We start from the raw sequence: 19,231 nt of genomic DNA on the forward strand, positions 1-19,231 counted from the left end.
CTCCTTCGAGTAGCTGGTGCGTGGTCAGAGACCATCAGCTTCGTTGGAGACCCGCCCTCGTTGGCGGTGCCACACGGGTGATGAATTTCAGTGAGCGTCAGTGATGAATTTCGATGAGCGCCGTCACGGCACGCTCTAAAGTGCTCAGATGTAACGCCTGGCAGCACACAAAGATACTTGATCGGCATACACCGACACAGAAACGGGACGCATCAATGACGCCCAAGTACATCGCAGCATCGTGGCTCCTTGTCCCTGCCATCACCGCGCTCGTTCTGACAGGCTGCGGCAGCACCAGCGGCGTCCCGACAGCAGAACGAAGCGGCACGAGCACCGATGCGACTACTGCGCGACCGACCGATGCGACGGTTCCGATCGGAGCCGCACAGGATGTCACCGACGACGACGTGACGACTCGGATTACCGTCCAAACCCTCGCCCCTGCACAAGGGTCGAAGTACGGCCTCCCCGCCGCCGGTGAACTGCACCAGATCACAGTCACAGTGGAAGGGGTTCGAGGGACCACAAACGTCAATCCGCTCTACTTCACCGCCAGGGCGGCCGACGGCACCTCCTACGACGCAGCACTCGGGACAGTCGACGGGCAACTTCCGACAGGAACCGTCACATCGGGAGACATCCTCAAAGGAGTTGTCGCCTTCGATGTCACCGGACCGCCGATCGCATCCATTCGCTACAACGGCGCCCTCGGAGACGAACTGGCCAAGTGGGTTGGACAATCAGCAGCATCCGCGCCATTTACATCTCCCTCGCCAGCCATCGCACCTACGCCCTCGACCGGATCGGCACGAGGCGACCTCGCCCTGGCCTCCACCATGTCAGTCCCGTCGTGCAACGGCACAGGCATCGTCGTGCTGTATTCGGCAACCAACCCGAACACCTACGCGCAGGAGGTCGCAGCGGAACTACTCGCCAACCCAGGTGCGCAGTATCTGCGCACCGACAACGCGTGTCCGTCGCTTCGACAAGCCACCACCGACGGAAACGCTATCTACGCGGTCTACCGCATCGCGGGCACGACCGCGGCCGAGGTATGCGCCGCCGTCGCGGCATCCGGCGGCGACTCGTACGGCAAATGGCTCGACACCACCACAGACCCGAGCTACATCATCCCGTGTTAAACGCGAACGACAGCGGCTAGCACACGCCGCATCGACAGTGCGCTGCCAGCGGATCTAGACGACAAGTAAACGGAGCCATCGATCTAGTCCCAAGAGGCAACTCGACACGGACCTCTCTGGACTCCATAGCTACTTGACAGCAATCCTGCCGAATCAAGTGGCTTCGTCCGCCCGGGTCCATTCGCTCAACCAACGCAGATTTCCGGACATCCGTGGATCCACCTGGACACCGCCTCAGCGCCGAATTCGACCCTGAAAGGAACGAGTGGTGACACTCTCGCGGCACGCAGACGAAGAAGGCGGCTTCGGATTTCTCCGAAACCGCCTCTGAACTGCGCTTCTAAATGTCGGGCTGACAGGATTTGAACCTGCGACCACTTGACCCCCAGTCAAGTGCGCTACCAAGCTGCGCCACAGCCCGCCGCACCCCTCTCGGGGTGCTCGATGAGACTACCCCAGCCCCGCCCCTGAGAGGAAATCGCCTGCTCAGGGGCTGGGCGGGTCAGCTCATCGACGCTTGCCGGGCCTCTCGCGCTTCTCGCGGATGCGCACATTGACGCGAACAGGGCTGCCGTCGAACCCGAACTCTTCACGTAGGCGCCGCTCGATGAACCGGCGGTAGCCGGCCTCGAGGAAGCCCGTCGTGAAGAGCACGAACGTCGGGGGCCGCGTCGTCGCCTGCGTCGCGAACATGATTCGCGGCAGACGACCACCACGCATCGGCGGCGGCGTCGCGGCGACGACCTCCTTGAGCCAACTGTTCAGGCGCCCGGTCGGGATTCGCTTGTCCCAGGACTCCAACGCCGTCTCCAGCGCCGGCACGAGCTTCTGAACTGCCCTACCGGTGTGCGCCGAGATGTTGACGCGCTGCGCCCACGGCACACGAACCAGATCGCGGTCGATTTCCTTCTCGAGCTGCAGGCGACGATCCTCGTCCACGAGGTCCCACTTGTTGAACGCGAGCACGAGCGCGCGACCGGCATCGGCCACCATGCTCAGCACCCGTAGGTCCTGCTCGGAAATCACCTGTGACGCATCGATCAACAGAATCGCGACCTCGGCGGCCTCGATCGCCGACTTCGTCCGCAGCGACGCGTAGAACTCCGCACCGCTCGCGTGCGAGACTTTCTTGCGCAGACCAGCAGTATCGACGAAACGCCAAGTCTTGCCGCCCAATTCGACGAGCGAGTCGACGGGGTCGACCGTCGTACCGGCAACATCGTGCACCACCGACCGCTCGTCCCCCGACAGCTTGTTGATCAGCGACGACTTGCCGACATTCGGCTTGCCCACCAACGCAACTCGGCGCGGACCTCCACCGGGAATTCCTTCACGCGGTGTTTCCGGTAGCGCTTCGAGCACGAGGTCGAGCAAGTCACCCGTTCCGCGGCCGTGCGTCGCCGAAACCGATTGCGGCTCACCGAGACCCAGCGACCACAGCGACGCGACCTCGGATTCGGTCCGTGCGTCGTCGACCTTGTTGGCCACCAGGATCACGGGAGTCTTCGATCGCCGCAACGTACGTGCGACGGCCTCGTCCGTGGTGGTCGCCCCGACACGGGCGTCGACGACGAGCAGAATCGCGTCGGCAGTACGCATCGCCAATTCTGCTTGGCGCGCAACGGATTGCTGCAGGCCCTTCGCATCGGGCTCCCAACCGCCTGTGTCCTGCACCAGGAATCGACGTCCGGCCCAGTTCGCCTCGTACGAGACACGGTCACGGGTCACGCCGGGGATATCCTCGACCACTGCTTCACGACGGCCGATGATGCGGTTGACGAGAGTCGACTTGCCCACGTTGGGACGTCCGACCACCGCGAGCGTCGGAACAGCTACGTCCGCGCCCTCCTCGTCACCGTCGACGAAGTCGGCGAGGTCCCACTCCCCCTCGTCGCTCCAGGTGCCGTCGCCGGCCGTTTCTGCCGCGTAGAAATCGTCGGTCACTGCACAACTCCAGTTCTGTCGCTTACGACCTGCAACAACGCGGCGATGACGCCGTCCATGCCCAGGTCGCTGGTGTCGACGATCACCGAATCCTCCGCAGGCCGCAGCGGCGACACCGCGCGGGTGGAGTCCGCGTGATCGCGGCGTTGGACGTCGGCGAGGACGGCTTCGTAGTCGTCGCCTCGTCCCTGAGAAATGTTCTGCTTGTTGCGTCGATCCGCACGCGCCTCGGGTGACGCCGTCAGGAAGACCTTGACGTCGGCATCCTGCAGGACGACGGTGCCGATGTCGCGCCCTTCCACGACGATCCGCGGGAACGACGCAGCGATGTCACGCTGCATCTGCACCAGAAGCTCGCGCACACGCGGTACGGCGGACACCGCCGAAACCGCCTTGGTGACGGCGTCGCCACGAATCTCGGCGGACACGTCCTCGCCGCCCATCGTGACGGCTTCGGCGGTCGGGTCCGTGCCGATGTCCAGTGGCAGTGTCGCGACGACCTCCGCAACCTTGTCCGGGTCGGTCGGATCGATGCCCGCGCGGAGCACCCACACCGTCGCGACGCGGTACATCGCGCCCGTGTCGAGGTATCGGGCGTCGAGCGCGGTGGCGAGCTTGCGCGACACCGTCGACTTCCCGGTTCCCGACGGACCATCCATGGCGACGACGAGACCCGCCATCAGAGGCCGACCGATTCGTACAGCTTGCCGACCTCACCGCGTCCGAGGACACGCAGCGTGCCGGGACGCTGGTCGCCCAGCGCGATGTTGCCGACGTCGGTGCGCACGAGGCGGCCGACGGGGAACCCGACGTGATCGAACAGGCGTCGAACGATGTGCTTGCGACCCTCGTGCAGCGTGATGCGCACGAGAGACAAACCGTTCGAGATGTCGAGAAGGGCGAAGCCGTCGACCTTGACCGGACCGTCGTCGAGGACGACGCCGTCGCGCAGCTTCTTGCCCAGGTCACGCGGAATCGCGCCGAACAGCGTCGCCAGGTAGGTCTTCGAGACCTCGTACGACGGGTGCATCAACCGATGGGCCAGGTCACCGTCGTTCGTGAACAGCAGCAGGCCTTCGGTGTCGGCGTCGAGACGGCCGACGTGGAACAGGCGCTGACCGGCCTGGACACGCTCGGACACGATGTCGCCGACGCAGGGACGTCCCAGGTCGTCGGACATCGTGCATTGCCAGCCACGCGGCTTGTTCATCGCGAGGTGGACGAGCTCTTCCTTGACGACGACGCGTGTGCCGTCGACACGCACGACCGCCACGTTCGGATCGATGCGGATGCCCTGCTCGGTGACGATCCGACCGTCGACCTCGACGCGTCCGTCGGCGATGAGTTCCTCGGCGGCACGCCGCGATGCGACGCCTGCCTGCGCGAGAACCTTCTGTAGGCGAACGCCCTCACCGCGGGGCACGTGACGACGCTTGCTGTCCGCGTCGGCGTACTGGTGCTTCGCCGGCTTGGCGTTGCTGATGGTGGTCGTGGGGACCTGCTTCTTCTGCGGCTTCGGAGGTTTGGGCCGAGAAGGCTTCTTGCGGGGCACCGCGTCGTTGCTGCGGTCGTTGATGCCGCTGTGTCCCGACGAATCGGCGGCTTTGCGCGGTGCGGCCTTGCGGGGGGCGCTTCCGCGCGCGGTTCCGCTGCGCGGATCCTCCGACCTGCCACCTGCGGTCGGCTTCCTGCGCGGAGCCTGTTGTCTGTTCCTGTCCGGTGTGCCATCACGGCGAGCGGGCTTGTTCACTTTTGTGTACCTATTCAGTCGTCCGAGTCGAGCTCGGCTACCGGATCGGGTTTCGATCCGCGGTTCTTGGTGGAGCGGGTGACTCTCGGGTCCGTGTCCATGCTGTCACTGATCTCGTCGATCAGGTCGACACCCGGCAACAACGGTGCCAGCGGCGGCAGGTCCGTCAGCGATGCCAGGCCGAGTCGTTCGAGGAACAACTCGGTGGTGGAGTACGTCGTCGCGTTCGATTCCGAATCCACTCCGGCCTCCGAGATCAGTCCGCGAGCGAGCAATGTGCGCATCACCCCGTCCACGTTGACGCCGCGCACAGCACTGACCCGCGCGCGAGTCAACGGTTGACGATATGCGATAACGGCCAGAGTCTCCAATGCCGCACGTGTGAGCTTCGACCGAGCACCGTCGAGAAGGAGCCGCTCGACATACGGCGCGTACGCCGTGCGGGTGTAGAAACGCCATCCGTCGGCCGCGTAGCGAAGGTCGATTCCGCTGCCGCGTTCGGTGAACCCGGCAGACATTCGCGCGAGCGTCGACTTCACGCGCGCGACGTCGCTACCCACCGCCGACGCCAGTTGCTCGTTCGATGCGGGCGAGTCGACGACGAGCAGTACCGCCTCCAACGCAGCTTCCAAGGTCGCGTCGTCGAGTTCCGAGTCGTCCTCGGCCTGCTCGTCCAGCTGTGTCACGTCCTCATCCATAATCCACCGCCGCGACGAGTACGTCGTCGGACTTCGCCTTGCCCGTCCAGCTCACCAGCAATTCTCCCAGCGGCTCGGGTTGTTCGAACGCGAGTACCTGCTCGCGGAACAGCTCGAGCAACGCAAGAAACCGCGCAACGATTTCGACGGTGTGCTCGCACCCTTCGGTGAGGTCGCCGAACGGCGTCCAGGCACCCTCGCCGTTGCTCCTGAGCTTGTCCATGATCCACTCCGCCTGCTCGGGCACCGACACCGAATGCTGGTGAATGTGATCGAGGCCGACCTTCGGCACCGGCTTCGGCCGAAACGCAGCGGCAGCGATGTCGGCGAACCGCGCAGGATCGACACCCAGCAGCACCTCGGGGATCAGGTCCGTGAAGCGATCCTCGACCGACACCGACCGCGGATACCGGCGCAGCGCAGCAGCCTCCAGTTCACCGAACAGCTGCGCGACCTGCTTGTAGGCCCGGTACTGCAGCAACCTGGCGAACAGTAGATCTCGTACTTCCAGCAGCGCGAGATCCTCGGCGTCCTCGACATCTCCCGACGGCAGCAGCCGGGCTGCCTTCAAGTCGAGCAACGTGGCGGCGACGACGAGAAATTCCGTCGTCTGATCGAGGCCGACCTCGTCGCCGAGGCTCTTGGTGAACGAGATGAAATCGTCGGTGACGGTGTGCAGCGCGACTTCGGTGACGTCGAGCCGATGCTGGCTGATCAACGTCAGCAACAGGTCGAACGGTCCCTCGAAGTTGAGCAGCCGGACCCGGAACCGCGACGGATCTTCGTTCTCCGGAACCTCGATCTGCGTGTCACTCGACGTGGATACCGTCGCTGTCACGGGCCGGACCGGTAGATGACCTCTCGGGCCAACGACTTGTAGGCCAGTGCACCCGAGGACTTCGGCGCCCACGTCGTGATCGGCTCACCCGCGACGGATGTCTCCGGGAACCGCACGGTACGCGTGATGACGGTGTCGTAGACGACGTCGCCGAACACCTCGACGACGCGCGTCATGACCTCACGCGAGTGCAGCGTGCGGGCGTCGAACATCGTCACGACGATGCCTGCGAGCTCGAGCTTGGGATTGAGCCGGTCACGAACCTTCTCGACGGTGTCGTTGAGCAGTGCCAGACCGCGGAGGCTGAAGTATTCGCACTCCATCGGGATGATGACCTCGTCCGCGCACGTCAGCGCGTTGACCGTCAACAATCCGAGGGACGGCTGGCAGTCGATCAGCACGTAGTCGTACCGGTCGAGCACGGGATGCAGGACGCGGCCCAGCGTCTGCTCGCGGCCGACCTCGGTGACCAGTTGAATTTCGGCGGCCGACAGGTCGATGTTGCTCGGCAGCAGGTCGAGATTCTCGACGCGGGTACGCATCAGCACGTCGTCGGCCGAGATCTTCGGTTCCACGAGCAGGTTGTAGACCGTCAGGTCCAGCTCGTGATGCGCGACGCCCAAGCCTGCCGACAGGGCGCCCTGCGGATCGAGATCGACGAGCAGAACACGCCGTCCGTATGCGGCGAGGGAGGCACCGAGATTGATGGTTGACGTCGTCTTGCCGACGCCACCCTTCTGGTTGCACATCGCGATGATCTTGGCCGGTCCATGACTGGCCAGCGGGGTGGGTTCGGGAACTTCGCGGGTCTTGCGCCCCGTAGGTCCCAGCTCGTTGGCCGCAGGAATGGTCTCTCTCGTCTCACGGCTCGATTCGGGTCGACGCGTATGGAACAACGCGCCGTCATGGTGTGGTTGGTCGGTTGGCGAGCTGGTCGGCTGCACTTCGGTGGGCGCAGCAGCGGGAGAATCCTCGGTCGACCGCGGACTCACCTGCGTGGAGTCGCCCAGGGTCGATCCTGAGCCTGACTCGGTCGCTGGCAGTTGCGGTGTCGACACTTCTCCTACGCTCCCCTGTCCGTTGACCTCGGCTCGTCCGGTTGCACGACGACCGTCGGCTAAACGCTACCGTGTGGCTCGTCCGCGCCGTCGCGGGACACGCGCAAAACACGCTGGAGCAGTCATCGCGCGCGTGGATGTGCTTCCGCCCACACCTCACGGAGCGTGTTGACGGTGACGAGCGTGTAGATCTGCGTCGTCGTGACCGAGGCATGCCCCAACAACTCCTGCACGACGCGCACATCGGCGCCGCCGTCGAGCAGGTGGGTGGCGAAGGAGTGGCGGAGTGTGTGCGGCGAGACGGGAGTCGCGATACCTGCGCGTTCGGCCGCCGAGTGCAGTACCTGCCACGCGCTCTGCCGCGACAATCGTCCGCCGCGTGCGTTCAGGAACAACGCCGGAGTCGATCGCTTGACCAAGCCCGGCCGACCGCGCACGAGGTACGCGTCGATCGCCTCGATGGCCGGACGCCCGACCGGGACCAGGCGCTGCTTGTCGCCCTTGCCGTGGAGCAACACCGAACGCGTCTCGGTGTCGATGTCGTCGACGTCGAGTCCGACGGCTTCCGAGATGCGCGCACCCGTCGAGTACAGCAATTCGAGAATTGCCTTGTCCCGCAATCCGCGCGGCGCATCGGGACCTTCGGTCGACGCCGAATCCAGAATGGCGACGACCTGCTCCACCGGGAGGGACTTCGGAAGACGCCTACTGGGTGCGGGCGGCTTCACCGCACTTGCGACGTCGGTCGTCACGAGTCCTTCGGCCGCTGCGAACTTGTGCAGACCGCGAACGGCGATGAGCGTCCGCGCAGCCGAACTCGCTGCGAGAGCGGGAAATTCGTCACTCCCACGTCGGAGGTCGACGACGAATTCGGCAACGTCCGTTTCGGCGACCTTCGCGAGATCGTCGATGCCGTGGTCGCCGAGAAACGCCTCGTACCGCCGCAGGTCGCGGCGGTACGAGGACAACGTGTTGGCGGCAGCACCGCGTTCGACCTCGAGGTGATCGACGTACGCCCCGATCTGCGCCGGCAGCACGTCGCTACCCGTGTGAGTTCTTCCGACGCTCGAACGTGGTCGGCAGATCCACCCATTCGGCGTCCGCAGGCCGGAGTGTCTTCGAGCCTGCCTTCGCTGCGGCGAGGGCAAGCACACCGGACACGGCCGACGCGTTGACGAACTCGCCCGCCAGGGCCCGCTCGACGGCTTCTTCCCACGGCACGTACGCGAGTTCGATGTCGGCTTCCTCGTCCCTCGCTTCGGGACGGTCGACCTCGGACAGCCCTTCTGCCAAGAAGATTCGCACGCACTCGTCCGTGAAGCCGGGAGACGCCATGACGTCGACGAGCACGGACCACCGTTCGGCGGCGAGTCCCGTTTCCTCGGCGAGTTCGCGCTTGGCCGCATCGACGGGAGGTTCGTTCAGCTCGTCGAGCAGGCCTGCAGGAAGTTCCCACAGTCGACGCCCGATCGGGTGACGGTACTGCTCGATCATCGCGATCCGGCCCCGATCGTCGAGCGCGACGATCGCGACGGCACCGTGATGTTCGACGACCTCACGCTCGGCGACGCGTCCGCCCGGCATCTGCACCTGATCCAGGCGAAGCGCCAGGATCGCGCCTTCGTAGACCGTCGTGGAGCCTGTCGTCTCGAACGCATGCCGTTCGGTCATCCGATGCTCTCGGCGGTAGCACCCGAAACCGGGAATTCGGAGTCCTCGGCCGCGGCGTCCTCACCGTGCACGTCGACGGGAAGTCGTTCTGCTGCTTTGTACTTCAGAGCCGCGTCGATCAGCGCCGCGAACAGCGGGTGCGGACGCGTCGGCCGGCTCTTGAGCTCCGGGTGCGCCTGCGTGCCGACAAAGAACGGGTGCTTCGACGCGGGCAGCTCGACGAACTCGACCAGATGGCCGTCGGGCGACGTGCCACTGAACACCAAGCCGCTCTTGGAGATTCGATCGCGGTAGGTGTTGTTGACCTCGAAGCGATGGCGGTGACGCTCGGAAACGTCCGTCGAACCGTACGCACCTGCGACGACCGAACCCTTGATCAGCTTCGCCGGGTACGCACCGAGACGCATCGTGCCACCGAGGTCGGCTTCACCGGCGACGGCGTCTTCCTGGTCGGCCATCGTCGAGATGACGGGGTACTCGGTATCGGGCTCGAACTCCGCCGAATTGGCGTCGGTGAGGCCGACCGACCGGGCAGCTTCGATGACCATGCACTGCAGGCCCAGGCACAATCCGAGCAGCGGCACCTTTCGTGTGCGCGCGAACTCGATGGCTCCGAGCTTGCCCTCGATGCCACGGATTCCGAATCCACCGGGAATCAGGACCGCGTCGACGTCACCCAGTGCAGCCTGAGCGCCCGCAGGCGTCTGGCATTCGTCGGAGGGCACCCACTTGATCTCCACCTTCGACCGGTGCGCGAAACCGCCGGCACGCAGCGCCTCGGTGACCGACAGGTACGCGTCGGGCAGGTCGACGTACTTGCCGACGAGGCCGACCCGCACGGTTTCGCGAGGCTCGTGCACACGCTCGAGCAGACCGCCCCACACCGTCCAGTCGACGTCGCGGAACGGCAGACCCAGCTTGCGGACGACGTAGGCGTCGAGACCTTCCTTGTGCAGGACCTTCGGGATGTCGTAGATCGACGGCGCGTCGGGCGTCGAGATGCATCCGTCGACGTCGACGTCGCACATCAGGGCGATCTTGTTCTTCAGGCCGGGGGTGACCTCGCGGTCGCACCGCAGGATGAGCGCGTCGGGCTGGATACCGATGCTGCGCAGAGCGGCGACGGAATGCTGCGTCGGCTTGGTCTTCAACTCACCCGACGGGGCGAGGAACGGAACGAGCGACACGTGCAGGAAGAACACGTTCTCGCGGCCGACGTCGTGGCGCACCTGGCGTGCGGCCTCGAGGAACGGCTGCGACTCGATGTCGCCGACGGTGCCACCGATCTCGGTGATGATCACGTCGGGCTGATGCCCCTGCAGATCCGGGCCGTTCATCGCGAGGATTCGGCTCTTGATCTCGTCGGTGATGTGCGGGATGACCTGGACCGTGTCGCCGAGGTACTCGCCGCGGCGTTCTTTCGCGATGACCGCCGAGTACACCTGGCCGGTGGTGACGTTCGCGAATCCGGACAGGTCGCGATCGAGGAAGCGCTCGTAATGGCCGACGTCGAGGTCGGTTTCGGCACCGTCCTCGGTGACGAACACCTCACCGTGCTGGAACGGGTTCATGGTGCCCGGATCCACGTTGAGATAGGGATCGAGCTTCTGCATGGTGACGCGAAGTCCGCGTGCTGTCAGTAGCTGGCCGAGGCTCGACGCCGTGAGGCCCTTGCCGAGCGAGGACGCGACGCCCCCGCTGACGAAGATGTGCTTGGTGTCAGATCGCGACTGAAGGCGTGACAATGATGCTCCCGTGACCAATCTGCAGGGCTTGCTCCTGCCAGAGAGCTGGCAAGAGAGGTATTACGTCCATAATGGGCCTGCTACCCACGGGTCTTCACGGTAACACCTGTCGGGCACATACCGCGAACGACGCGCGCGTCGGAGCGGTGCGAATCACCGTGCAGGCGCTCCGACGGTGACGGCCGTCGAGTTGGCTCCCGTGCCGTAGCGGCCCGCCGCGCCGTCCAACTGCTCCTGCAACGCGAGCGTGGTCGTGATGCGGCCTGCCTCGCGATCGACGTTGTCGACTGTGCTGACACCCGAAGAGAGTGCTGCATCGGCACGAACGACGGCTACCGCGCCGTTGCCCTCCGCAGCTCCGGTCCGACCTGCGAGGACCGTCCCTGCTCCCCTGCCGTCGAGTCCGCCGGCGAAGCGGGCAACGATCGCGCCGCGATTGCCGTCGTCCGAACCGGTGTTTCCGCCGGTGACGACGACAGCGAGCTGGGCCGGCGCGACAGCGCCGTTGTCGTACGCGATGAATCCGCCGCTGCGTAGCGTTTCGAGCGCCAAGGACAGCTCCTCGGGCGACGATTGCGGTTCCGCCGTCTGTGCGTTCAGGAGCAGCACCGAACCGAGCAGGTCACCTGCCATGCTCCCCTGATCGACGGCCCCGGTCCGCAGCTGCGTTCCGGCGGGCACGACATTGGTGAGTCTGGTGCGCAGGTCGTCGCCGCTCGCAGCGGATACGAACGAATCCGTCAGCGACACACGCCCGGTGATCGCTGCACCCGCTGCCTCGATGGAGCGGGTGACTCCGTCGACGTCGCCTGGATCGGCGTCCGGCGTCGTGATGACGACGACGCTCCTCTGCGCCAACGCATCCCGAACCACACGCCCCGACACCGCGGCATCGAACCCGTCCGCAGAGTTGAGTTGTTCGCCGAGTTGGTTGTTGGTGCTCTGCAGCGAGTCGACCTGATCTTCGAGCCCCGTCTTGTCGTCCCGTAGACCCGAGACGAGCCCGCTGGACAGCAGGCCGGAGCCGAGTACCACTCCGATCGCGAGAGCGATGAAGATCGCCGCGATCGAAATGGCATGTTGACGCATCGAAATCACGCGAGCAGCCCCTGAACCCAGAGGGCGAAGCTGTTCCACAGGTCGACTGCCCAGTCGAGAACCTCGGTGCCCATGTTCGACACCATCAGCGCGACGATGATCGCGACGAGCGCTGCGAGAACGACCAGAGCGACGGCGCCCCCGGACACGCGGCTGCGATACAGCGTCGCAACGGCTTTCGCGTCGACCAGTTTGGCGCCGACCTTGAGACGCGTCATGAACGCAGCCGGATTGGTGTTGCGTCGACCTCGATCGAAGAACTCGTCGAGGCTCGCCGGGCTGCCGACGGTGACGATCAATGACGCGCCGTGGTGGTCGGCCAGCAGCAGCGCCAGATCGGCGGGAGCACCGGTTGCCGGGAACGTCATCGCCCCGATACCGAGATCCTGAATGCGCTCGAGACCGTTCGCGTGGCCGTCGGAATCCGCGGGAAGTACGACTTCGGCGCCGCACTTGAGCGTTTGCGCCGTGATCTCTTCCGGGTCGCCGACGATGAGGTCGGGCCGGTACCCCGCCTTCATTGCCGTGTCGGCGCCTGCACCGACACCGATGATGATCGGGGCGTACTCCTTGATGAACGGCTTCAAGGCTTTCAGGTCTTCTGCGTGGCCCGGTCCGTCGGCGATGACGACGACGTGACGATCCTGCAGCACGATGTCGATGTCGGGAACGCCCACACCGTCGATGAGCAGCGGGCTCTCGGTTCGGATGAACTCGATCGTGTTGCCCGAGAACGCTTCCAGGTGATCGACCAGACCGGTCTTGGCCTCGATCATCCGGTCCGAGATCTCGGCTTCGCTCTGTTCCTCGCCTTTCGCGAGCCTGCGATCGCCGGTGTAGATGCCGCCCTCGTTCAGGCGAATCTTCGTGCCGTCCTTGATCTTCTTGAAGACCTCGGCGCCCGCCGAATCGATCAGCGTGATCCCGTTGGCGACGATCACCTCCGGTCCGAGATTCGGGTATCGACCCGAGATCGACGGCGACGCGTTGACGACCGCGAGGACGCCCGCTGCGACGAGTGCATCGGCGGTCAGCCGGTCGAGGTCCAACTCGTCGAGCACGACGATGTCCCCGGGGCCTACCCGTTTCAGCAGTTTGGCGGTGTTGCGATCCACCCGGGCGATACCACTGATTCCGGGTAGCGAATCCTGACTTCGTGATAACAGAGCGGGCATCTTCATGGCACCCATGATGACCCCGACGTCACGCACCACGGCGGAGGCGCGCCGAAACAGTTACCACACTGGTCACACGAGTACCAAGCCGTGGATCAGTTCTCTCGGTCCGCTCTGGCCGTCGCCAACAGCTCCTCCGCGTGTGCGCGTCCGGTCTCGGTGTCGTCCAGTCCTGCCAGCATGCGAGCCAGTTCGACGACGCGTTCCGACGACGACAACGACTTCACACCGCTGTTCGCAGCACCTTTCTTGGCATCTGCTTTGTTCACGACGAGATGTGTGTCCGCGAACGCCGCCACCTGCGGAAGGTGGGTGACGACGATGACCTGATGCGTCCGCGCGAGTCTGGCCAGACGACGGCCCACCTCGACGGCAGCCCGGCCACCGACTCCGGCATCGACCTCGTCGAAGACCATCGTTGCGCCCTTGTCCGAGCCCGCGAGCACCACTTCGAGGGCGAGCATCACGCGCGACAGCTCACCGCCGGACGCACTCTTGCTGATCGGCAGAGCCTGAGCACCGTCGTGCGCGGACAGTTTGAACTCGACCTCGTCGACGCCACTCTGTCCGGCATGAAGCTCGGAGCCGTCGACGGTCAGGGGCGCGCTGTCGTTCGGTCCCGCCGGCATCGTGCGGAGATCGAGTTGCAGTTTGGCCTTGCCCATCGCGAGCCCGGCGAGTTCCGTACTGACGGCCTTGGCCAGTTTGGCGGCAGCCTTCGCGCGGGCCGCGCTGAGTTTGCTTGCTGCAGCGGCGACTTCGGCTGCAGTCTCGTCGACGCGAGCGGACAGTTCGGCCAGCGCGTCCGCGGACACGTCGATCTTTCCGAGGCGTTCGCGTGCGTCGTCGGCCCATGCGATGACGCCGTCGACGTCCGCGGCGTACTTCCGCGTCAAGCCCTTCAACTCGGCCTGACGGTTCAGCAGCGTCTCGAGTGCGCTGGGATCCGACGGCAGGTCCGCCAAATACGAGGTGATGTCGGCTCCGACGTCGGTGACGACGGCCAACGCCTCGTTGAGCCGCGGCACGAGCTCCGTGAGCACAGCGTCGTCGGCGGATTCCAGCCTGCTACGTGCTTCCCCGAGCAGGTGGAGGACGGACAACCCTTCGCCCGCGTCGTCTCCGGACAGTGCCGCACTGGCGTATTCGGCGGATTCGCGCAGCGAGTCGAGGTCGCCGAGGCGTCGGACATCGTTTGCGACGGTGACGTCCTCGCCGGGTTCGGGTGCGACAGCGTCGATCTCCTGCAGTCCGAACTGAAGGCGATCGGCCTCCTGCGCCAGTTCGCGGCTGCGTTCGGTGCGGTCGAGGAGTTCCGTGCGAGCAGCGAGCCATGCGGAACGAGCGGAACGGTACTTCTTCAGCGGGGCCGAGACCGCGTCACCGGCGAAACGGTCCAACGCGCCCAGCTGACGATCCGGTCGGAGTAATCGCAGCTGATCGTTCTGGCCGTGGACGGTGAGCAGGGAGTCGGTGAAACCCGACAGCACGGACGCGGGCACACTGCGACCGCCGAGATGAGCGCGGGAGCGACCGTCGGCATTGACCGTGCGCAACGCGATGATGGAATCGTCCTCGTCTCGTTGCGCGCCTGCCGATTCGAGCACCTGCTCGACCTCGTCGACCACCTGCGCCGACGCCGTCTCGGTACTGAACCGGCCCTCGACGACTGCACGATCGGCACCGAGCCGTACTCGACCTGCGTCGGCACGCGCGCCGGACAACAGATGGAGACTGGTGACGACCATCGTCTTACCCGCACCGGTCTCACCGGTCAGAACCGTCAGACCTTCGTGGAACTGGGCACTAGCCGAAGAAATGACACCGAGGCTGTCGATTCGAATCTCTTCGAGCATGGTTACCTCGCTCTCCCCCGCCATCCAGTGATGGGCAATGCGAACTTCGTGACCATTCGATCGGCGAACGGCGCCGAGTCCAGGCGCACCCACTTGATGGGCGACGCGCCCCGCACGACTTCCACGCGCCCGCCCGCAGGCAGTTGCAGTGTTCGACGACCGTCGCAGAACACGACCCCGTCATGGCTTCCGGCGACGGTCTCGACGGCGATGATCGACTCGGGGCTCGTGACCAGCGGCCGGGCGAACAAAGCGTGCGCGTTGCTCGGTATCACCAGAATTGCTTCGAGTTCCGGCCACACCACAGGTCCGCCGGCGGAGAACGCATAGGCGGTCGATCCGGTCGGCGTCGAGATCAGAACCCCGTCGCATCCGAACGCGGACACCGGACGATCGTCGACTTCCAGGACGACCTCGAGAACGCCCAGGCGCGAACCGTTCTCGACACTGGCCTCGTTCAGAGCCCAACCACGGTCCACGACGCGTTCACCCGCCCGAACCACGATGTCGAGCGTCATCCGATCCTCGACGCGATAGTCACCGGTGACGACGCGAGCCAACGCATCCTCGAGATGGTCGGCCTCGGCTTCGGCCAGGAAACCGATGCGCCCGAGGTTGATTCCCAGCACCGGAATGTCCGCGGTCTTCGCCAGTTCGGCGGCGCGGAGGAACGTTCCGTCGCCGCCGAGCACGAGAACCAGTTCGCAGCCGACGGCGGCATCGGGTCCGAATTCGACCACGCGGAGTTCGAGTTCGGATTCCAGGGAGTCGTCGCCCTTGTCACGGCCCGACGGCTCGATACGACTGGAATCGACCTCGTCGACGAGCACACGAAGCCGAATGTTGGCCTGCGACAATACTTTTCCGACCCGACGGACGGTATCGGCGATGTCGGGACGGCCGGGATGCGCGACGAGCAGAATCTCTCGCACGGTGCTTGTCCCTCCCTCGGTTGTCACTGTGGGCCCTCCTCGACGGCACGCTGGACAAGGGCAACGATGTCGCGCTCCATGTCGTCCGCTTGCTCGACAGTCTGCGATCGTAGCCACAGAAAGTACTCGACGTTGCCCGAGGGACCAGGAAGCGGACTTGCCGTCACGTCCCGGAGTGCCAGACCCAGATCACGTGCGGTGTTCGCGACGTCGATCACCGACTCCGCACGCAACGCCGGGTCGCGGACGACACCGCCCGAGCCGACGCGATCCTTGCCGACCTCGAACTGCGGCTTCACCATCAGCGCCAGATCGGCCCCGGGAACCACGCACGCGACGAACGCTGGTAGCACCAGCTTCAACGAGATGAACGACAGATCGGCGACGACGACCTCGACCCGTCCCCCGATGGTGTCGGCGTCGATCGACCGCACGTTGGTGCGATCGACGACCGTCACACGGTCGTCGGACTGCAGCCGCCACACCAATTGCCCGTATCCGACGTCGACCGCGACAACCTCGGCAGCATCCTTGCTCAACAGAACGTCGGTGAACCCGCCGGTGGACGCACCCGCGTCGAGGCAGCGTTTGCCCGCAACCGAGAACCCGTTCTGCTCGAACACCTCGAGCGCGCCGAGGAGTTTGTAAGCACCGCGCGAGGCCCAGTTGACTTCGTTGTCCTCGGCGGACACCACGAGCGGAGTACCTGCCTCGACGGCAGTCGCCGGCTTCGTGGCCACCGTGCCTGCGATCTTGACTCGGCCTGCGTCGATCAGCTCTACGGCGTGTTCGCGTGACCGAGCCATCCCTCGACGCACGAGTTCGGCGTCGACGCGTGCGCGTCGGGCCACGTCAGCTCTTGTCCACGGACGACAGCGCCTGCACGAGCACGTCGTGCGCGCGTTCGAGGATCTGCGCCTGAACCTTCAGATCCATCGGAGGTGCGTCACGATCCGGAAGCCGGTCCAGTAGCTGGTCGACCTCGGCTGCGACGGCACCGGGTTCGACCACGGGCGTGCTGGCATCGTGCGGACGATGCTGACCTGGGAGTGGAATGGACGTGCTCATCGCCCACAACGCTATCCGATCGGGCCGACAGATGTTCCAGCGCAGTACCGCGACGCGGGACGACGTGTCACACCTCGAGTAGGGCGCGGAGCTCGTCCAGTCCGGAGCCGACGACCTCGACCCTGTCCCAGTCCGTTGCCGACCATCCGACGGACGCGGCAGTGAGCAATCCGTCCAGGGTGTTCACCGCAGTGGTTCCGTCGTGCGAGACCGTCAGGACTCCGGCGCCGACGGATGCCGACCATCCCGGTTTCACGCCCACGGACGACACTTCGGCAGGCTGGTTCAGCACGTCCAGGTCGAAGCCGATATGGGTGGGCCGCTCCGATTCGCCCGCGCGAAGTGCGTCGACCGCGCTGCTGACGCCGGTGAGCACCAGTAGGGACGGGATCCCGGTCGCATGGGCGCCCGCGATGTCGGTATCGAGGCGGTCACCGACGACCAGGGGCGACGACGCCGAACTCAGGCGGATCGCGTCGCGCATGATGGGCGACGCCGGCTTGCCTGCGACCTCCGGTTCGGCACCCGTAGCGGTCCGCACGACCGCCACCATCGATCCGTTCCCGGGTGCGAATCCCCGTTCGGTGGGGAGCGTCGCATCCATGTTCGTCGCTACCCACAGGGCGCCGGACTGAATGGCGAACACCGCCTCGGCCAACGCCTTCCAGCCGGTGTCGACGTTGTGACCCTGAACGACGGCTACAGGCGACTGATCGGCCGACCGCACCGGCGTCAGACCGACGGTGGAGATCTCGTCGGCCAGTGCCTCGGTACCGACCACCATGACGGCATCTCCGGGAGTCAGCTTCTCGGCCAACATCCGCGCCGCGACCTGGGCACTGGTGACGACGAAATCCTCGGACGTGTCGAATCCGAGCGCGCGAAGGTGCTCGGCCACGTGCTTCGGTGAGCGACTTGCGTTGTTGGTGACGAAGTAGCGCTTCTCGGTTCCACCGCGCAACGCGTCGGCGGCTCCGACGACGGGCTTGTCGCCCTGATAGACGGTCCCGTCCAGGTCGAGAAGTAGGACGTCGTGCGCCGATCGCAGAGTCGTCACTGACCGTCACCCGACAGTTCTTCGACGCGCTCCTCGGCGTCCGTTTCCCCGTCGACATCCGCAGCCGCCGCGTTGAGGAACCACTTCACGCCCTCTTGCACACGGCCGGCAGCGACCAACGCATCGGCATAGACGTAGAACAGCCGCGCAGCGGCCGTCCCCGACCGGGATGCGTCGAGGTCCGGCGTCTGCAGGGTGACGACGGCCTGGTCGTACTGGTTCAGGTCCATACGAGCCCCCGCGACGACGATGCGGAGTTCCGACGCCTCGTCGCCCGTCAGCGCACGTGCTTCGTCACTACGCCCGAGTTCGATCGCGCGCTCGGGCCTGCCGAGCCCGCGCTCACAATCCGCCATGACTGCGAGGTGCCCCGGCCCGCCGGCCATGCGGCGAGCAGCCCGCAGTTCCGACAGCGCTTCCGCCCATTCGCCCGCGTGGTACGCGGTGATGCCGGCAGTCTCACGTACGACGGCAATCCGTCCCGCGCGCTGACGAGCGGCGCGTGCATGCTGCAACGCGAGCTGCGGATCATCGTCGACCAGGCGGCTTGCCATCACGAGGTGGCGCGCCACGGCCGACGCGTTGTTCTTGTCCAGGCTCAGCAGATCGCGACGAACGGCCGGATCCAGCTCGCCGGGCTCGACCTCGTCGGGAAGATCGGGTTCGTCGGGGCGGGGAGGGCGCCGATCGGCGGGCCCGCGCGCACCTCTGCGTCGATCGCCTGCAAATCCGCCTTCGCCTCCGCGGCGACGAGGGGGCCCGTCGTTCCGACGGGCGTCGGGACGACCGCGTCCATCGCCGCGAGGAGCATCGGAGCGACCTGTGCCTTCAGCTCGACGAGAATCCCCGGAACGATTTCCTTCGCCCGAACGACCGCCGCTCGACCGGCCTCCGGTTCCGCCGCGTGGGTCCTGAGAACGGGAGGATCCGTTGCCGCGGAAGGAGCGGCGTTCGTTGCTGTCTTCCGGCACAGCAGTTCCTTTCGATCGAGCGGGTCGCTACCCATGAAATCAGACAGGCAGTAAGAAACGAAAAAAGGGGACCCAGTGGCTGGGTCCCCTTTTTCGAAAGATGCACGGCGGTGTCCTACTCTCCCACACCCTGTCGGGTGCAGTACCATCGGCGCTGGAGGGCTTAGCTTCCGGGTTCGGAATGGGACCGGGCGTTTCCCCTCCGCTATGGCCGCCGTAACTCTGTGA

18 protein-coding genes, 1 tRNA gene and 1 rRNA gene are annotated in these 19,231 nt (G+C 65.6%); 1 reads left to right on the forward strand and 19 read right to left on the reverse strand.

The features are described 5' to 3' along the window. The first annotated feature begins 215 nt into the window (after positions 1-215). Positions 216-1,142 (forward strand): DUF1942 domain-containing protein, encoded by a 927-nt coding sequence (locus RhoFasB10_RS24990; RefSeq protein ID WP_167679149.1) that lies wholly within the window; start codon positions 216-218, stop codon positions 1,140-1,142. Positions 1,143-1,489: 347 nt separating this feature from the next. Here RhoFasB10_RS24990 and RhoFasB10_RS24995 read toward each other — a convergent pair. The 19 genes from RhoFasB10_RS24995 to rrf all read right to left on the reverse strand — a co-directional run bounded on the left by RhoFasB10_RS24995 (position 1,490) and on the right by rrf (position 19,222). After that, positions 1,490-1,563: transfer RNA gene (locus tag RhoFasB10_RS24995), tRNA-Pro, on the reverse strand. An 86-nt stretch (positions 1,564-1,649) separates the two neighbouring features. Continuing rightward, positions 1,650-3,086 (reverse strand): ribosome biogenesis GTPase Der, encoded by a 1,437-nt coding sequence (der, locus tag RhoFasB10_RS25000; RefSeq protein WP_167679151.1) that lies wholly within the window; start codon positions 3,084-3,086, stop codon positions 1,650-1,652. After that, positions 3,083-3,766, reverse strand: coding sequence for a (d)CMP kinase (cmk, locus tag RhoFasB10_RS25005; protein ID WP_068431440.1), 684 nt, complete (start codon positions 3,764-3,766; stop codon positions 3,083-3,085). Before cmk ends, der begins: the two co-directional genes overlap by 4 nt. Continuing rightward, positions 3,766-4,836, reverse strand: coding sequence for a pseudouridine synthase (locus RhoFasB10_RS25010; protein ID WP_084424030.1), 1,071 nt, complete (start codon positions 4,834-4,836; stop codon positions 3,766-3,768). Before RhoFasB10_RS25010 ends, cmk begins: the two co-directional genes overlap by 1 nt. Before the next feature lie 14 nt (positions 4,837-4,850). Continuing rightward, complete coding sequence (gene scpB / locus RhoFasB10_RS25015; protein WP_243637029.1) at positions 4,851-5,522, reverse strand: SMC-Scp complex subunit ScpB; 672 nt, start codon at positions 5,520-5,522, stop codon at positions 4,851-4,853. Positions 5,523-5,526: 4 nt separating this feature from the next. After that, a complete protein-coding gene (locus RhoFasB10_RS25020) occupies positions 5,527-6,336 on the reverse strand; it encodes a segregation/condensation protein A (protein ID WP_167679155.1) in 810 nt (269 codons plus the stop codon). Positions 6,337-6,368: 32 nt separating this feature from the next. Beyond that, positions 6,369-7,220 carry a ParA family protein gene (locus RhoFasB10_RS25025; RefSeq protein ID WP_243637030.1) on the reverse strand — a complete coding sequence of 284 codons (852 nt, stop codon included), beginning with the start codon at positions 7,218-7,220 and terminating at the stop codon, positions 6,369-6,371. A gap of 332 nt (positions 7,221-7,552) precedes the next feature. Continuing rightward, complete coding sequence (gene xerD / locus RhoFasB10_RS25030; protein WP_068431443.1) at positions 7,553-8,467, reverse strand: site-specific tyrosine recombinase XerD; 915 nt, start codon at positions 8,465-8,467, stop codon at positions 7,553-7,555. 4 nt (positions 8,468-8,471) lie between these two features. Beyond that, positions 8,472-9,101, reverse strand: coding sequence for an NUDIX hydrolase (locus RhoFasB10_RS25035; RefSeq protein WP_068431444.1), 630 nt, complete (start codon positions 9,099-9,101; stop codon positions 8,472-8,474). Beyond that, on the reverse strand, positions 9,098-10,846 hold the full coding sequence (locus RhoFasB10_RS25040; RefSeq protein WP_068431446.1) for a CTP synthase: 1,749 nt from the start codon (positions 10,844-10,846) through the stop codon (positions 9,098-9,100). The genes RhoFasB10_RS25035 and RhoFasB10_RS25040 overlap by 4 nt, the downstream gene beginning before the upstream one ends. 153 nt (positions 10,847-10,999) lie before the next feature. Continuing rightward, on the reverse strand, positions 11,000-11,944 hold the full coding sequence (locus RhoFasB10_RS25045; RefSeq protein ID WP_068431448.1) for a copper transporter: 945 nt from the start codon (positions 11,942-11,944) through the stop codon (positions 11,000-11,002). Continuing rightward, entirely contained in the window at positions 11,941-13,125 is a 1,185-nt protein-coding gene (gene steA, locus RhoFasB10_RS25050; RefSeq protein ID WP_068431517.1) for a putative cytokinetic ring protein SteA, read from the reverse strand. The genes RhoFasB10_RS25045 and steA overlap by 4 nt, the downstream gene beginning before the upstream one ends. 89 nt (positions 13,126-13,214) lie before the next feature. Beyond that, the gene (recN, locus tag RhoFasB10_RS25055; RefSeq protein ID WP_174551500.1) at positions 13,215-14,975 is read right to left on the reverse strand and encodes a DNA repair protein RecN; all 1,761 of its coding nucleotides are present in this window, start codon (positions 14,973-14,975) and stop codon (positions 13,215-13,217) included. 2 nt (positions 14,976-14,977) lie between these two features. Further along, positions 14,978-15,934, reverse strand: coding sequence for an NAD kinase (locus tag RhoFasB10_RS25060; RefSeq protein ID WP_068431452.1), 957 nt, complete (start codon positions 15,932-15,934; stop codon positions 14,978-14,980). After that, entirely contained in the window at positions 15,931-16,758 is an 828-nt protein-coding gene (locus tag RhoFasB10_RS25065) for a TlyA family RNA methyltransferase (RefSeq protein WP_068431454.1), read from the reverse strand. Before RhoFasB10_RS25065 ends, RhoFasB10_RS25060 begins: the two co-directional genes overlap by 4 nt. Position 16,759: 1 nt before the next feature. Further along, positions 16,760-16,975: a hypothetical protein gene (locus RhoFasB10_RS25070; protein WP_068431455.1), complete on the reverse strand. Its 216-nt coding sequence runs from the start codon at positions 16,973-16,975 to the stop codon at positions 16,760-16,762. 67 nt (positions 16,976-17,042) lie between these two features. Beyond that, a complete protein-coding gene (locus tag RhoFasB10_RS25075) occupies positions 17,043-18,032 on the reverse strand; it encodes an HAD-IIA family hydrolase (RefSeq protein ID WP_068431457.1) in 990 nt (329 codons plus the stop codon). Beyond that, a complete protein-coding gene (locus RhoFasB10_RS25080; RefSeq protein WP_084424034.1) occupies positions 18,029-19,003 on the reverse strand; it encodes a hypothetical protein in 975 nt (324 codons plus the stop codon). Before RhoFasB10_RS25080 ends, RhoFasB10_RS25075 begins: the two co-directional genes overlap by 4 nt. Before the next feature lie 102 nt (positions 19,004-19,105). Continuing rightward, a 5S ribosomal RNA gene (gene rrf, locus RhoFasB10_RS25085) occupies positions 19,106-19,222 on the reverse strand. Between the last annotated feature and the right edge of the window lie 9 nt (positions 19,223-19,231).

Origin of the sequence: Rhodococcus sp. B10, assembly GCF_011770055.1 — a bacterium.
GTDB classification, from domain to species: Bacteria; Actinomycetota; Actinomycetes; order Mycobacteriales; family Mycobacteriaceae; genus Rhodococcoides; species Rhodococcoides kyotonensis_B.